The organism is Chryseobacterium ginsengisoli (genome assembly GCF_039542325.1).
Lineage (GTDB): Bacteria > Bacteroidota > Bacteroidia > Flavobacteriales > Weeksellaceae > Chryseobacterium > Chryseobacterium ginsengisoli.
This window is the reverse complement of sequence record NZ_BAABHX010000001.1, coordinates 75,757-90,804: the sequence shown is the minus strand read 5'-3', so window position 1 is coordinate 90,804 and position 15,048 is coordinate 75,757. Positions and strand designations below refer to the sequence as shown.

Genomic DNA, 15,048 nt, shown 5'->3' with positions numbered 1-15,048 from the left:
AGTCAATTTTTACGTCTACCTTTATTCTATCAAAAGTTTACACTAATACTATTAAAAAAATAAAAGATTTATGGATTCAGTAAATACACCATCATTTCATGAAATATTTAAACCCGAAAACGAAATTCCCGAAGAATATAAAGTTCCCGAAATCCACCAGAAAGTTTATCTCTTAAATGGAGAGTTGGTAGAATGGAACGGTGATGTACAGAATATTTATTCACCGGTCTGCATTCCCACAGAAAACGGACTGGAAAGAAAACTCTTGGGAAGCATTCCCAATATCGGTCCGGACGAAGCACTTGAGGTTCTTGAAGCCTGTGTAAAAGCCTATGACAACGGATTGGGAGAATGGCCGACCATGTCTGTGGAAGGAAGAATAAAATGTATGCAGAAGTTTGTTTATCTGATGATTAAAGAGCGAGATCTTGTAATTAAATTGTTAATGTGGGAAATCGGGAAAACATTGGCAGATTCTACAAAGGAATTCGACAGAACAGTAGATTACATTAATCAAACTATTGATGCACTGAAAGATTTAGATAGAGAATCTTCACGTTTCCAACAGGCGGAAGGAACCATTGCACAGATCAGAAGAGCTCCGCTTGGTGTTGTTTTGAGTATGGGACCTTTTAATTATCCTTTGAATGAAATTTTTACAACGTTGATTCCTGCTTTGATCATGGGAAATACAATTTTGTTTAAACTTCCTAAGCATGGTGTTTTAGCGCATTATCCTTTGTTAAATGCTTTCAAAGAAGCTTTCCCGAAAGGAACCGTAAATACATTATACGGAAAAGGTTCAGAGATCATCACGCCAATCATGGAAAGCGGAAAAGTGAATGTTTTGGCATTCATCGGATCCAGTAAAGTAGCAAACGGTTTGAAAAAACTTCATCCTAAAGTTAATCGTTTAAGAGCTATTTTAAGCTTAGATGCAAAAAATGCAGCGATTGTTACAAAAAATGCAAATCTTGATGTCGCGGTAAGCGAATGTATTTTGGGATCGCTTTCTTTTAACGGACAAAGATGTACTGCTTTAAAATTAATTTTCGTTCAGAAAGATGTTGCAGAAGAGTTTACACAAAAATTAACGGCTGCAGTTTCTGCAATGAAAGGCGGACTTCCGTGGGAAAAAGATGTGAAAATTACACCGCTTCCGGAAGTTAATAAACCACCATATTTAAAAGAATGTATTGATGATGCTTTGGCGAAAGGAGCAAAAGTGCTTAATGAAAATGGAGGTTACAACGAAGCGTCTTTTGTTTTTCCTGCGGTTGTTTATCCAGTAAACAGCGATATGAAACTGTATCATGAAGAACAGTTTGGACCAGTAATTCCGGTTGTTCCGTTTGATGATATTCAGGAGCCGATCGATTATCAGGTGAATGCAGATCACGGAATGCAGGTGAGTATTTTCAGTGAAGATGCGATGGAAGTTTCAAAATTAATAGATCCTTTTGTGAATTTGGTGAGTCGTGTAAACATCAATTGTCAGGCTCAAAGAGGTCCGGATGTTTTTCCTTTTACGGGAAGAAAAGACAGCGCAGAAGGTACTTTGTCTGTTTTTGATGCGCTTCGTTCGTTCTCGATCCGTTCTTTGGTGGCAGCGAAAATCACAGATTCCAACAAAAATTTATTGAATACAATTGTGAGAGATCACGATTCAAATTTCTTAAGTACAGATTATATTTTTTAATTACATATTTTAAATAAAAAAGAAAATCCGCAATAAATAATATTGCGGATTTTTTGATTAATGAAAATCAAAAACATATATTGGAAGAAAAGTTATAGTGCTGTCAGAAATTTTGTGATAATATCATTCAGTTCGTCTGCATGAGTGACATTCAAACCATGTGGAGCGCCTTCGATGATGAAAAAATCGTTGTCCGGGATTCCTTTTGAAGCCTGTTTTCCGGCAGTTTCAATTGGTACGATATTATCAGAATCTCCGTGAACAATTAGCGTTCTTACAGTTACATTTTGCAGTTCAGGACGGAAATCTGTATTTGCCCAGCTTTCGGCACATTTTATTGTGGCAATTGGGTTTGCAAAAGAAGCAATTGTCCAGTCATAATCAAGCTGTTTTTGGCTTACTGATTGAGAAAGAAATCCGTAGTTGTAAAAATCCTTGTGAAATGATTCCAGAAAAGTGATTCTATCCGTTTTCAGAGCATTCATGATTTCGTCAAGTTTTTCCTGCGGAACGCCATTCGGATTATCTTCTTTTTGCTTTACCAAAGGAATAATGGATGAAATCAATGCAACTTTACTTACATTATCAGAACCGTAATTTGTTAAGTAACGAACAACTTCACCACCTCCCATTGAAAAACCGAAAAGAATAACGTTTTTTAATTCTAATTGTGAAATTAATTCATGTAAATCTTTTGCTAATCCATCGTAATCATATCCGTCTAAAGTAGGGGAAGATTTCCCGAAACCTTTTCTATCGTAAGTAATTACTCGATATCCCAGATTAAGAAGTACGGGAATCTGCATTTCCCAGGATTTTCCACTTAAAGGCCAACCGTGAATTAAAATAATCGGCTGTCCCGATCCGAAATCTTCATAGTAAAGTTCAAAACTTTTTTCATTTTGTTTTGTAATGTAAGGCATATTTATATTGTTTGGTGTTACTCATAAATTTCAAATATTAAGCCATTAAAATAAAGTGTGGTATCTAAAGTTTAATTTTAAAATGTAACAAAAATTTAAAATTTCTACTAACTGAAACATAGCCTAAATTTAATGTCTTCACTGGAAAAAGAATTCTTGGAGAAAATTGAAAAGCATAAAGGCGTGATTTTCAAGATCTCGAAGATGTATATGGACAACCTTGACGATCAGAATGACCTCTATCAGGAGATCATCTATCAGTCATGGAAATCCTACAGCGATTTTCAGAAAAAGAGTGAATTTTCTACATGGCTTTACAGAACGGCACTCAATACAGCAATTGTTTTTCTTCGAAGCGAAAAAAAACGTAGTTTTATACAGAATCAAAGTATAGAAAATCTCAGTATTCATCATGAGTCTTACAATGATACAGACGACAGGAATATGAAGATGATGTATGAAGCTATCCATCAGTTAAGTCCAATAGATAAAGCTCTTATTTTTTTCTTTTTGGAAGATTTTCCGGGTAAAGAGATTGCTATGCAGCTGGGAATTACAGAAGTAAATGCGAGGGTGAAACTCAATCGGGCAAAAGCCAAGCTGAAAGAGATAATTGAAAAAAGGACGGTTTAAATTTTAAACATCTAAAGTATGGAATTAGAAAATTTTAAAGAACTCTGGAACAAAGACAGCGATGATCTTCCGGAAATTTCTTTGGAAAAACAGAACGAAATTCATTCTCCGCTGGAGATGATCAAAATTAATATGAAAACCGAATTTTGGTTAATGGTAGTAACTTTACCGACACTTTTAATTGGTTTTCCTTTTGCAACAAAAGATTTTAATGTAAAGACGATTTCAATATTCGTTACACTTTTAACGATTGGCTTGATTGTCTATTTTTATTCGAGATTTTTGAAACTGTATAAAATGCTTACTAAAACCAGTATTAATACAAATTATGACTTGTTTAATATCAAAACCCAGCTTTTAGTTTCTAAGGAAATTTATATTTCCTATTACATTTCTTACATTCCTTTGGCTTTTGTTTTATCGTTGGATGAGATTGGTTTTCAGTTTAATGAAGATTATCATGTTGCAATTTTCGGGATTAGTTTTTTGATCACAATTATGTTGCTTTGTTTTATTATTAAATATTGGATTTATTATATGTACGGCAAATATATTGAAGATGTTGTACATGTAGTAGACGAACTGAATGGAGTGGAAGTTGCGCCTAAAAAGATCAGAAAAAAGACATGGTTTGAGCGTTCTCAGAAATTTTTCATTAATAAATTCGGGATCAGAGGAAATGTTCTCAATACAATCTTGTGGTTTATTTCAGTTTATATTTTCATTATTGTATTCTTAACAATAGTTCTTGTTGTCATCATTTTAATAGGAGCCAAGCTTAATTGGATAGATTTGAATATTCTTCAAAAAGCTTTAAATAGAGGAAATTAATAATATTATTTTAAATTTTACTTAAAATAATTAGTCATTTTGTAACAAATATTATCTTTTTCTACTAACTGTCAGATTCAATCAAAAAATAAATATGAAAAAGACAGTTACAATTGTTAAGGCTTTAGTTTTTACATTTACCGTTGGTATTGCACCAATTTCTTTGGTGAAGGCTCAGCAAAATGATCGCACGGAAACTAGCGTGAAAAATTTGCCTAAAAGAATTACCACATCATCAATGGGAAATTTCAGCGCAGATTTCAGCGGACAGAATATTTCGTCGGATTTTCTTATCAGTCATTTAGGAGAATGGCTGGGAAGTAATGGATATCATTCGTTTATGTTGGTAAAAACTTCTACGGATGAATTGGGCATTAAACATTCTTCTTTTCAGCATTATTATAAAAATATAAAAGTTGCGGATGAATTGATATTAATTCATGAGAAAAATGGCTTGCTTACTTTCGTAAACGGAGAATTCACAAATAATATCGATTTGCCAATTTCACAGCCTCTTACAAAATCTGAAACTGAAAATATTGTAAGTGAAGAGATGAGAGCTCCGAATATTACTTTTGCAGATTTTGATCAGGTCATTACAAAAGTTGCTTCAGATAAAGGAGTAAAATTATATTCTGTTTCTCAGATCAATGCACTTTCTTTGAAGGCTTTACAAAGCTATATGTATTATGTAGATAATTCGACGAAGCAGATTGTGAAAAAATTAGAAAAAATTCATCATCACAATAACGGAATAAGTAGTACCGCAAAACCGTTCGTTGACACATCCTCTTCGAGCGCTACTTTTTATAAAGGAAATCAACAAATTACGGTTGATTCAAACAACGGAGCTTACCGTCTGAAAGATAACGCAAGAAATATTCATACTTTAAACGGAACAAATTGGGACGGAAGCGGAAATACAGTTACGGGAGAGTTGACAGGTACAATTACTGAATACACAAGTGCAACACCAAATTTCACGACAACAGAAACAAAACCACCGGTGGAAGTTCATTGGGCAATGGCAAATGCACATGATTATTATATCAACAGACACGGAAGAAATTCTTATGACGGAAATGGTTCTATCATCAGAAATTATTACAATATCAATTTCGCAAGCGCAGGACAGCCTGTAAATGGAGTGAATGCAGCCGCATTGGATACACAGGGAATTGTTGCGATGGTGTATGGAAACGGAACTTATCAAGGGCAATCCGGATATTTCAATCCTTTTGTGGGAATAGATGTTGCGGGACATGAATATTCTCACTTGATGGTCAGTAGAACTGCGAATTTGGCTTATCAGGGAGAGTCAGGAGCTTTGAATGAGTCTTTTGCAGATATGTTTGGTGCGGCAATAGAATTTTATTCTAATATCAGTCCGAACTGGACAATTGGTGAAGGTCTTCCAAATCCGGCTTTAGGTTTTACATTTTTAAGAAGTATGTCGAATCCTAATTCAGGACCTGCAGCATTAGGTTCTCAGCAACCGGATACTTATCAGGGAACGTATTGGAAAAGTACTTTGCCGCCGTATAATACTACAAACGATAATGGAGGAGTCCACACGAATAGCGGAGTAGGAAATTATTGGTTTTACCTTTTATCAATGGGCGGTTCAGGAACTAATGATATTGGGAATGCATTTAGTGTAACAGGAATTACCATACAAAAGGCTGAAAAAATAGCGTATCGAACTTTAACCAATTATCTTACAGCAAACAGTCAGTTTATTGATGCCTATAATGCAAGTAAACAAGCGGTTACAGATTTATACGGAGCATCAGGAAATGAACAGTTACAAAACGTAAAAGCTTGGTATGCAGTAGGGATCGGAAACGGACTTTTATTATCAACAAATGAAGTGAAAGACAATTTGGAAAGTCAGTTCAATATTTATCCAAATCCTGTTAAAAATGGAGTATTCACTATTGAAAACAATAAAAATGAAGCAGCATTTGAAATTTATGATGTTTCAGGGAAATTGGTGAAATCTTCGGAAAAATTAAGTAAAGGAACAAATAAAATCAATATCAGCGGAATACAAAAAGGTGTTTATATAATTAAAATTAGTTTCAATGGTACTGCTATTTCTAAAAAGATAGTAGTAGAATAAGTTTTCATGATCAAAAAAACACACAATGGAAGCCCGGCAGAAATTTCTGTCGGGTTTTTTTATTTATTTTCACAAAAAAGTGTAACATATTTTTCAATAAGCAACTAACTCTATAGAGAGTAAAAATCATGAGCTCATTAGAACACGAATTTTTAGGAGAAATTGAAAAACATAAAGGAATCATTTTTAAGATTTCCAAAATGTACATGGACGAAAAAGATGACCGCGATGATCTTTTTCAGGAGATCACTTACCAAGTCTGGAAGGCTTATCCGAAGTTTAAAGGAGAGAGCGAATTTTCAACCTGGTTGTACAGAATTGCTCTGAATACAGCCATTATTTTTCTTAAAAATGAAAAAAAGAGAAGTTTTATAGAAAATGATGATTTTTCAGAATATAAAATTATTCAGGAGGAATTTGATCATGAAAAAGAAGAAAAACTGAATGCTATGTATAAAGCGATTCATCAACTGAATCCCATTGATAAAGCTTTTATTTTTTATTATCTGGAAGATTTTTCAGGGAAAGAAATTGCCGAACAAATGGGAATTTCCGAAGGAAATGTAAGAGTGAAAATGAACCGCGCCAAAAACAAGTTGAAAGATATCTTAAACACAAATAAATACTAACTTTTTAAATCAATTATCATGAATATAGATGAACTGAAAAATACATGGAACGAAGACGATTCTTTTGATGAAACACCGAAAATCAGCATTGAGCAAAAAAATAAAATTAATCTTCCGCTTGAGAAAATACGCAAAAATATGCGCATGGAATTCTGGTCAACCGTTGGAATTTTCGTTTTTGCTTTCGCTTTGATCGCTCTATCTCCTGGACCTTTTAAGTTTAAATTTTACATTACTATTTTGATTGCTTCAATGGTTTTTGTGACATTTTTCTTTTTCAGTCAATTTTTTAAATTGTATAAAAACATCACCGATCCTATGATGAAAACGTACGACGGTCTGAAAGACTTATTGTATCAGTTTAATTTGAATAAGCAATATTATCTGTCATTCTATTTGGCGTTTGTTCCGTTTTTGGTCTGCGAAATAATTATTGTTTTGGAATTTATTCCGCGTCCGGTTCCGTTATCTAATTTAAAAATTGCTACCATACTTATCGGATCATTGGTGATTACAATGCCTCTTTTATTTTTATTCGGAAAATGGTGGTTTAAGAAGTTTTACGGAAAACATATTGATCAGATTGAAAATCTTTTAGTTGAGCTTAAAAAATAACTTTCAAGTTTAATTTGAAAAGGTTTCGGCGGGCTTTCAGCCCGCCGAAACCACTTAATATAGAAAATTTACGCCTTTCTCAAATTCAAAATATCTTTTGCAGAATCGGAAGCGATTACTAATCCACCTGCCATCATAATAATATCTTTTATAACCAACCTTCCGGCTCCCGAAAGTAAAGGAAAACCATAGTCACTTCCTCCTAAATTCGGAACCCAGACTTCCGGAGTTGTAATCAAAAACGAAAGGGTCACAAAAGACATTCCTGCCGTTAAAATACCACTAACTAATCCAATTTTCGGGTAAAAAATGCCTAATAAAACTGTGATCCCGATTAATACAATTACAGTTCCCAATCCGTGAGAAAAAATGTAAGTCCCGTTCGTTTCATGCCATTTTACATTTTCGGGAATCACCTCACCTTCTTTGTTTTTATGAAGTTTGTAATTATCGGCATCTGAAACTTTTTTGTTCAGCATAAAACTCATAAAAGGGGAGTTTGCAACGAAAGGAATGATTCCTTCCGCTTCGTAATGATAAGCTTTAAGACCACCGATCCAAGCCATAACTATAAAAATGCTTATTCTTAAAAAATGAATGAAATTTTTCTGTGATTTTGCTAAAAGTTCTAACATAATTTATTTTTTTGACAAAGTTATGCTGAACCTAAAAGCAATAGAATAGACAATTATGGATGTTATTTGTACAAATCTGCCACGATGGAAATTCCTGCCTCTTTTCTGAATTGTGTAGGCGAAATTCCGACATGTTTTTTGAAATATTTGCTGAAATGAAACTCGTCGTTAAAGTTAAGTTCAATAGCAATTTCTTTAATTGATTTTCTCGTAAGATGAATCTGTTTCTTAGCTTCTAAAATGACTCTTTCCTGAATAATTTGTGAAGGCGTTTTATTGAATTTTGATTTAATTTTTTTGCTTAAAGTATTTGAAGTGACATGAAGCAAGTCGGCATAAAAAGCCAGGTTTTTCTCTGAAAGGAAATGTTCTTCCACCAAGTTTTGAAATGATTTGAGGTCATTAAAATCATCTTTAATTAATTCTTTATCAAATAATAACTTGTTCTTTTCACGACTTGAAATTGCCAAGATCAGCTGAAGATAAGACTGTAAAACAGAACCTGAAAAATCTTCATGATAATCTACTTTCTGAATTTTCGAGAAGTAATTTGATATTTCTTTATAAACTTCTTCATGTAAGGAAAAATGCGGAAAAAGATAAATATTATTGAAAAGTAAACCATTACAGGCAACTTCTTTTTTATGATATTCTATGCAATAAAAATCACTGTGGAAATTTAAAATTTCAACCTCAAATTGAGTTTCACTTAAAATCTGAATATTTTGAAAAGGTGAAGAGAAAAATACAGTTCTGCCATTGAATTCATACTCTACAAAATCAACAATAATTTTCCCGTTTCCATTGAACAGAAAAATGTGATACATCGAATCACTGAAAATATTTTTGAAAGATTCCGAATCCTCTTTACGGACGGAAAAAAAAGTACTTTTCATGGCATAAAACTACATAATTTTCTTTTATAAATTTAATGAATTACAAACCACAGAATAATGATGGAAACAATAATTTTAAAAGCTGTAAAGATATTTTTTACCATTAACTATTATAAATTATTTAGTGCTTTTTTCTTTTTCGATTTCTTTCATAATCCATTCCATTTCAGGATCTTTTTTATCAATGATATCCTGCATAGTTTCAGTTATTGAAACATCAGGAATTACGCCTTTTTTTGTATTCGTAAAAATAATATTAGGTTGTACCAAAAGTACTCCGATCGGCAAATCGATTTTAGAATTTTGAAGGGTTTGATAAGAATAGAATCCTGCAACAGTTCCGTCATTGGCACCGCCGGTTTCTTCGCCTACAAGAACCACTCTTTTGTCATTTTTAAGCTTAGAAGTAATGATAGATGATGCGGAAAAACTTCCTCCATTGATTAAAACAAAAACTTTTCCTTTGAAAACATTTTCCTTAGGTTTTGATTGTTTGTCCGATCTGCTTTTATAATAAAATTTACCGTCTTTTTTATACGTGCTGAAAGTCTGTGCAAAGAAAAAAGCAGGATAAGCCAAGGTTTTTAAAATAAATTGAAAAGGATTACTTTTTCTGAAATAATTGGTTTTCAGAGGTGAAGTTTTTGAAATAACCTGTGACGGTTTTATCAAAGTGTAAGGTTCCGGACTTAAATAAGAGTACAAATTGTTGATCTCTTCCAACGAACCGCCATAATTATTTCGAACATCAATAATTAAATAGGATGATTTTGCATTTTTGATTTTTTTGAAAGTTTCCTTATAAAATCTTGAAGAATAATCACTCGAAAAACTTTTCACTTTTATGTAAGCAATCGTGCTGTCTTTATCTAAAAACTTGAAATTTCTGTTATAAGAATTGTTGAAAGCGATATAGTCATTTACCTTTTTTTCCTGAGTTCGCTTTTTGTTCTCTTTATCCTGTTTAAGGTCGGTTTCAGATTTTGATTCCCGGGTTAGTTTATAGGTCTTTTTTTCTCCGTTATAAACAGTTTCAAGTGTTGCCCGATCTTCGTAACCTTTTTCTGCAACGTAATAATTAAAGAAAACATCTTTCAGATAATAAGGCTGAAAAGTGGTATTAAAACCATCACTACTGATTAGTTTTCTGTATCTTTTAATATAATCGGAAACGGGAATTTGGTCAATGGTAAGGATTTCAGTTCCGGGCTTTATATTTTGTATAGAATCTTTGTTTTCAATAATAAAAAGTCGGTCGTCTTTAACATAATATTCAAAACGGCTGAACATTCCTTTTTTTCCTTCTAATGTTTTGATTTCTTTTTTTGTAATTCTTTTTGACGGAATTCTCAATGAAAGATGTCCTTCACGAATTTCTGCGATAACGGGCTGCAATTTAAAATAAAATTGAAGTGGTGTAAGTGGCTCATTGATAGTTTGTTTTAAACTGTCAAATTTATGATCCAGATTTTCTTTTGAAATATACCAGTAAAGTTGTGGATGAGTTTCTTGTAATTTTGAATAAGCAAAATCAACATCCTCTTTCTGTTTTTCAGGAGAAATGCAGACTTTTTGCTGTTCATTATGCTTTCTTACTGATAAACAGGAAGTCAGCGAAATAATCAATAATAATATTAAATAATTTTTTAGGCGCATTTTGAATTTTTCCGAACGCTAAATTAAGCAGTTTCACGCAATCAATTAATGATTTCAGTAAATAAATTACCCTAATTCTTTGAAATTTAAGTAAAAAATAAAGGTTTTGTATTTTTAAATCGTCATATCATATAAAGTCATACATTTGACTCCTATTTTTAAGAAATGATGTACACAATTATTGCCATTGTAGTTTTAGTAATTTTATTATATTTCGTTATTACAGGTCAGGAAGTTTTTGGTTCAGAAGCGAAAGGTGAAAGGTTAAAAAGAATGCAGCAATCGAAGAATTATAAAGATAATCAGTTTCAAAACTTAAGTTATACGCCATCACTTACAGAAGGATATTCTATGCCGAGAGTGATGTTTAATTTCTTTTTTAAGAAAAAAGATCCGCTTTTAAAACCTTTAAAAAATATTCCTTCTATTCATACAGATCTAAAAAATATTCCTAAAGATCAGGATGTTTTCGTTTGGTTGGGGCATTCTTCTTATTATATTCAGACGAATGGAGTTTCATTTTTAATTGATCCTGTTTTAAGTTTATATGGTTCTCCGTTTAAATTTTTCAACAAAGCATTTTCCGGAGCGGATATCTTTAAACCGGAAGACATTCCGAACCTTGATTATTTGGTCATTACTCACGATCACTACGATCATTTGGATTATCCAACGGTAAAAGCAATTAAGAACAAAGTTTCAAAAGTCATTTTACCTTTGGGTGTTGGTGCACATTTGGAAAGATGGGGCTATAAATCTGAGCAGTTGATTGAAGAAGAGTGGGGTACAGAAGTGAATTTAAAAAATGACCTTAAAATTATTTACACTCCTGCAAGACATTTTTCAGGACGAAAAGTAAAAAGAAACGTTACACTTTGGACTTCTTATGTTCTGGAAACTCCGACAAGAAAATTATTTTTGGGAGGTGATAGCGGCTACGACGCTCATTTCAAAATGATAGGGGAAAAATACGGACCTTTCGATTATGCAATCATCGAAAACGGGCAGTACAACGAAGCTTGGAAATATATTCATGCATTGCCGGAAGATGTTGTTCAGGCAAGTATTGATGTAAATGCGAAAAATATTATTCCGGTTCACTCGTCGAAATTCGCTTTGGCTCTTCACGCATGGAACGAACCTTTGGAAAAAGTAACAAGACTCGGAAAAGAGAAAAATCTACATATTTTAACCCCGATTATTGGTGAACCTGTTGATCTGAATAAATCAGACAATCAGTTCAAAATTTGGTGGAAAGATTAATTTACGCGTGCCAAATATCTTTGTATCTCGCAGGATGATTTTCGAATTGCTGTCTTACAAAATCACATTCAGGATCTACCAATAGGTCTTTTTCTTCGGCATAGCGAACCAATTCGTCCAGAAGCATTTTGGCATATCCTTTTCCTTCACGTTCTTCATCAAGCTTGGTGTAGTAGACGATCAGAAGTCTGCCGTCAATCTCTATGGACATATAACCCGCTTTTTTTTCATCAATTAGTATCTGCAATTCGTCCTGATATGGAGATACTTCAAATTTTATATTTTCCATAATTATTGAGATTTGATTGAATTAATGATTTCTGATAAATTTTCTCCTTTTAAAATTACAAATTTTTAAGATTAAATAATAAAGAAAGTCCAAGATTTATAAAATTAATAACAAATTTTAGCATCATTAAGATTTTCTTCAATAATTAAAATATAAATAGTTCAAAGATTATCAATTAGTTATATTTCCTTTAACAAACATTGTGAGTGCCTTTCATGCATTTGGCATTTTAATTGAAAATTCAATAGTAGTTTAATTTAAATAAAGTGAAAATGAAAAAGTTATTATTAACTATAATGCTCGTTGGAGGATTTGGTTTAAGCTATGCACAGTCAGATTATTATAATGATTATAGAAGAAGCGTCACAGACGTAAATTGGCAGACTGTAATTGCAGACTTACTATTGTCAAAAACTCAGGCTAATGAAATTTATTCATTGAATGACCGATATCATGATTACAACTCTTGGAACAGAGTGTACGTAAGCAATCCCGATCGATGGAGAAATGACAGATATGTTGAGCTGGAAAGAATTATGGGACGTGATAAATATTTAAAATTTAAAAATAAATATTATAAAGGTCAAAATCCCGTAGCAGTTTATAACAGAAACAAGAATAATGATAAAAAATATAAACATAATAATAAGAAAGTTTATGTTGTAAAAGAAAAACACGGAAACGGACATCATCATTAAACCAATTATCAACTATACATTCAATTTTTGAAGTGACTGATCGAAAGATCGGTCATTTTTTATTTTATCGATTATCATTATTTTATGATTTGATTTCTGTTTGAATTTTATAATTTTGAATCATGGAATCAAGAGAAACAGTAAAAGGTTTTTACGAGCGCAATGCTCTTAACAAAGGTTTACAATGCATTAAAACTCCCGGAGTAGGGCATTTTAATGTATTTTCACGAGAAAATTGTTCATCAATTACGCCTTACAGCAGGAGAGATTATTATAAAATTTCATTAATTATAGGAAAAGGAAAACTTCATTATGCCGATAAATGGGTTCATGTGGACAAACCTGCATTATTGTTTTCAAATCCTGCGATTCCATATTCCTGGGAAGCCGATGATAACGATCAGAAAGGGTTTTTCTGTCTTTTTACCGATCATTTTTTATATGATGGAAATCGTTTGGGAACACTTCAGGAATCGCCGCTTTTCAGAGTTGGAGGAACTCCGATTTTCTTTATTGATGAGGAACAGCAGAAAACTGTCGCAGATATCTTTATTAAAATGATGACGGAAATTCAATCGGATTATCTACATAAATATGATATGCTTCGAGCGTATCTTCATCTTTTGATCCACGAAACCATGAAAATGCGTCCCGTTGAAAATTTTGAACATTATCAGAATGCTTCGCAAAGAGTTGCGTCATTGTTCATGGAGTTGCTTGAAAGACAGTTTCCAATTGATAGCCCCGAAAGATTTTTAAGATTAAAAAGTCCGGTTGATTATGCCGAAAATTTGTCTATTCATGTTAATTCTTTAAACCGTTCTGTGAAAGAGATTACAGGAAGAACGACAAGTCAGCAGATTACTTCAAGAATTATTCAGGAAGCCAATGAATTATTAAAACACACAGACTGGAATATCTCTGAAATTGCTTATGGATTAGGTTTTGAAGAACCTGCTTATTTTACCAATTATTTCAAAAAACAAACAGGAATGACGCCAAATGCGGTAAGAACAGCCGTTGTTTGAATTTTATAATTCTTCGTTTGAATTCTATATTACAGACATCAGGTTTCAATTATAACTTTGCACTATAAATTTTAAATCACAAGCTATCATGAAATTTAGAAAATTAGGAAACACAAGAGAGCAGTTATCTGCCATCGGTTTAGGATGTATGGGAATGAGTTTTGCGTACGGACCAACAGACGAACAGGAAAGTATCAATACTTTACACAAAGCCTTGGATTTGGGCATAAATTTTTTGGATACAGCAGATATGTATGCCAATGGAGAAAATGAAAAACTGATCTCTAAAGTTCTGGTTCCAAACCGGGATAAAATTTTTATCGCGACAAAATTCGGATTCAGGTTTAAAGATGGAAAAGCCAGTCACAGTGGAGCTCCGGGAACATATTTTGACGGTTCACCGGAATGGATCAAAAAGGCAGTTGATCTGAGTCTTCAAAGATTAAAAATTGATGAAATTGATTTGTATTACGCTCATAGGGTAGATCCGAATATTCCTGTTGAAGAAACGGTCGGAGCAATGGCGGATTTGGTAAAAGCCGGAAAAGTAAGGTATTTAGGATTATCGGAAGCTTCCGCAGAATCTATTAGAAAAGCGAATAAAATTCACCCGATTACGGCTTTGCAGTCAGAATATTCTATTTTAACCAAAGATGTTGAGAAAGAAATTCTGCCGACAATCAGAGAACTGGGAATTACTTTGGTTCCGTATTCTCCTTTGGCGAGAGGACTTTTCTCTAATATTAATGAGGTTCAGAATTTTGGAGATGAAGATTTCAGAAAATCTCTGCCTCGTTATCAGGCTGAATATTTAGAAAATAATAAAAATTTAGCCAAAGAAATCAACGATTTTGCAGCTTCAAAAGGAGTGAAAGGAACACAATTAGCTCTTGCATGGGTTTTGAATCAGGGCGAAGATATCATTCCGATTCCGGGAACAAAACGTATCAAATATTTAGAAGAAAATATTGAAGCGATCAATCTTGAACTTTCGTCTTCAGATTTGGAAACCATCGATTCTATTCTTAAAAAATATCCAAATATCGGGGAAAGATACAGTGAAGGTTCTATGAAATTAGTAAACAATTAAAACTATTTTATAAAATTCAGATTCCTGAAAATTGTATCGGG

Annotated in this window: 15 protein-coding genes; 10 read left to right on the top strand and 5 right to left on the bottom strand. The window is 32.9% G+C overall.

Going from position 1 to position 15,048, the window contains the following annotated elements; all coding sequences use genetic code 11:
• Positions 1-70: 70 nt before the first annotated feature.
• On the top strand, positions 71-1,699 hold the full coding sequence (locus ABD940_RS00505) for an NADP-dependent glyceraldehyde-3-phosphate dehydrogenase (protein WP_345199615.1): 1,629 nt from the start codon (positions 71-73) through the stop codon (positions 1,697-1,699).
• Positions 1,700-1,791: 92 nt separating this feature from the next.
• Here the strand turns inward: ABD940_RS00505 and ABD940_RS00500 are convergent, their stop codons facing one another.
• A complete protein-coding gene (locus tag ABD940_RS00500; protein WP_345199614.1) occupies positions 1,792-2,622 on the bottom strand; it encodes an alpha/beta fold hydrolase in 831 nt (276 codons plus the stop codon).
• A gap of 132 nt (positions 2,623-2,754) precedes the next feature.
• Here ABD940_RS00500 and ABD940_RS00495 point away from each other — a divergent pair, with 132 nt between their 5' ends.
• The 5 genes from ABD940_RS00495 (at position 2,755) to ABD940_RS00475 (ending at position 7,452) form a co-directional block, all read left to right on the top strand.
• Positions 2,755-3,255, top strand: coding sequence for an RNA polymerase sigma factor (locus tag ABD940_RS00495; RefSeq protein WP_345199613.1), 501 nt, complete (start codon positions 2,755-2,757; stop codon positions 3,253-3,255).
• An 18-nt stretch (positions 3,256-3,273) separates the two neighbouring features.
• Entirely contained in the window at positions 3,274-4,086 is an 813-nt protein-coding gene (locus ABD940_RS00490; RefSeq protein ID WP_345199612.1) for a hypothetical protein, read from the top strand.
• Positions 4,087-4,180: 94 nt separating this feature from the next.
• The gene (locus ABD940_RS00485) at positions 4,181-6,208 is read left to right on the top strand and encodes a M4 family metallopeptidase (protein ID WP_345199611.1); all 2,028 of its coding nucleotides are present in this window, start codon (positions 4,181-4,183) and stop codon (positions 6,206-6,208) included.
• A 128-nt stretch (positions 6,209-6,336) separates the two neighbouring features.
• Entirely contained in the window at positions 6,337-6,837 is a 501-nt protein-coding gene (locus ABD940_RS00480; RefSeq protein ID WP_345199610.1) for an RNA polymerase sigma factor, read from the top strand.
• 18 nt (positions 6,838-6,855) lie between these two features.
• A complete protein-coding gene (locus ABD940_RS00475) occupies positions 6,856-7,452 on the top strand; it encodes a hypothetical protein (RefSeq protein ID WP_345199608.1) in 597 nt (198 codons plus the stop codon).
• Between the two features lie 68 nt (positions 7,453-7,520).
• On the opposite strand, the gene ABD940_RS00470 is transcribed toward ABD940_RS00475, so the two are convergent.
• From ABD940_RS00470 to ABD940_RS00460, 3 genes are all read right to left on the bottom strand, one after another.
• Positions 7,521-8,087 (bottom strand): DUF417 family protein, encoded by a 567-nt coding sequence (locus tag ABD940_RS00470; protein ID WP_345199607.1) that lies wholly within the window; start codon positions 8,085-8,087, stop codon positions 7,521-7,523.
• Between the two features lie 62 nt (positions 8,088-8,149).
• Positions 8,150-8,983 (bottom strand): helix-turn-helix domain-containing protein, encoded by an 834-nt coding sequence (locus ABD940_RS00465; protein ID WP_345199606.1) that lies wholly within the window; start codon positions 8,981-8,983, stop codon positions 8,150-8,152.
• Positions 8,984-9,100: 117 nt separating this feature from the next.
• On the bottom strand, positions 9,101-10,639 hold the full coding sequence (locus ABD940_RS00460) for a S41 family peptidase (RefSeq protein WP_345199605.1): 1,539 nt from the start codon (positions 10,637-10,639) through the stop codon (positions 9,101-9,103).
• A gap of 165 nt (positions 10,640-10,804) precedes the next feature.
• Between ABD940_RS00460 and ABD940_RS00455 the strand changes: the two genes are divergently transcribed.
• Complete coding sequence (locus tag ABD940_RS00455; RefSeq protein ID WP_345199603.1) at positions 10,805-11,902, top strand: MBL fold metallo-hydrolase; 1,098 nt, start codon at positions 10,805-10,807, stop codon at positions 11,900-11,902.
• A gap of 1 nt (position 11,903) precedes the next feature.
• On the opposite strand, the gene ABD940_RS00450 is transcribed toward ABD940_RS00455, so the two are convergent.
• Positions 11,904-12,191 (bottom strand): GNAT family N-acetyltransferase, encoded by a 288-nt coding sequence (locus ABD940_RS00450; RefSeq protein WP_345199602.1) that lies wholly within the window; start codon positions 12,189-12,191, stop codon positions 11,904-11,906.
• A 272-nt stretch (positions 12,192-12,463) separates the two neighbouring features.
• Between ABD940_RS00450 and ABD940_RS00445 the strand changes: the two genes are divergently transcribed.
• The 3 genes from ABD940_RS00445 to ABD940_RS00435 all read left to right on the top strand — a co-directional run bounded on the left by ABD940_RS00445 (position 12,464) and on the right by ABD940_RS00435 (position 15,007).
• The gene (locus ABD940_RS00445; RefSeq protein WP_345199601.1) at positions 12,464-12,889 is read left to right on the top strand and encodes a hypothetical protein; all 426 of its coding nucleotides are present in this window, start codon (positions 12,464-12,466) and stop codon (positions 12,887-12,889) included.
• A gap of 122 nt (positions 12,890-13,011) precedes the next feature.
• The gene (locus ABD940_RS00440) at positions 13,012-13,917 is read left to right on the top strand and encodes a helix-turn-helix domain-containing protein (RefSeq protein ID WP_345199600.1); all 906 of its coding nucleotides are present in this window, start codon (positions 13,012-13,014) and stop codon (positions 13,915-13,917) included.
• An 88-nt stretch (positions 13,918-14,005) separates the two neighbouring features.
• Complete coding sequence (locus tag ABD940_RS00435) at positions 14,006-15,007, top strand: aldo/keto reductase (RefSeq protein WP_345199599.1); 1,002 nt, start codon at positions 14,006-14,008, stop codon at positions 15,005-15,007.
• Positions 15,008-15,048: the final 41 nt, after the last annotated feature.

Excerpts from the sequence above, each read along its gene's own strand:
- ABD940_RS00505 (WP_345199615.1), top strand. The coding sequence starts at position 71 with ATGGATTCAGTAAATACACCATCATTTCATGAAATATTTAAACCCGAA.
- ABD940_RS00500 (WP_345199614.1), bottom strand. The coding sequence starts at position 2,622 with ATGCCTTACATTACAAAACAAAATGAAAAAAGTTTTGAACTTTACTAT.
- ABD940_RS00495 (WP_345199613.1), top strand. The coding sequence starts at position 2,755 with ATGTCTTCACTGGAAAAAGAATTCTTGGAGAAAATTGAAAAGCATAAA.
- ABD940_RS00490 (WP_345199612.1), top strand. The coding sequence starts at position 3,274 with ATGGAATTAGAAAATTTTAAAGAACTCTGGAACAAAGACAGCGATGAT.
- ABD940_RS00485 (WP_345199611.1), top strand. The coding sequence starts at position 4,181 with ATGAAAAAGACAGTTACAATTGTTAAGGCTTTAGTTTTTACATTTACC.
- ABD940_RS00480 (WP_345199610.1), top strand. The coding sequence starts at position 6,337 with ATGAGCTCATTAGAACACGAATTTTTAGGAGAAATTGAAAAACATAAA.
- ABD940_RS00475 (WP_345199608.1), top strand. The coding sequence starts at position 6,856 with ATGAATATAGATGAACTGAAAAATACATGGAACGAAGACGATTCTTTT.
- ABD940_RS00470 (WP_345199607.1), bottom strand. The coding sequence starts at position 8,087 with ATGTTAGAACTTTTAGCAAAATCACAGAAAAATTTCATTCATTTTTTA.
- ABD940_RS00465 (WP_345199606.1), bottom strand. The coding sequence starts at position 8,983 with ATGAAAAGTACTTTTTTTTCCGTCCGTAAAGAGGATTCGGAATCTTTC.
- ABD940_RS00460 (WP_345199605.1), bottom strand. The coding sequence starts at position 10,639 with ATGCGCCTAAAAAATTATTTAATATTATTATTGATTATTTCGCTGACT.
- ABD940_RS00455 (WP_345199603.1), top strand. The coding sequence starts at position 10,805 with ATGATGTACACAATTATTGCCATTGTAGTTTTAGTAATTTTATTATAT.
- ABD940_RS00450 (WP_345199602.1), bottom strand. The coding sequence starts at position 12,191 with ATGGAAAATATAAAATTTGAAGTATCTCCATATCAGGACGAATTGCAG.
- ABD940_RS00445 (WP_345199601.1), top strand. The coding sequence starts at position 12,464 with ATGAAAAAGTTATTATTAACTATAATGCTCGTTGGAGGATTTGGTTTA.
- ABD940_RS00440 (WP_345199600.1), top strand. The coding sequence starts at position 13,012 with ATGGAATCAAGAGAAACAGTAAAAGGTTTTTACGAGCGCAATGCTCTT.
- ABD940_RS00435 (WP_345199599.1), top strand. The coding sequence starts at position 14,006 with ATGAAATTTAGAAAATTAGGAAACACAAGAGAGCAGTTATCTGCCATC.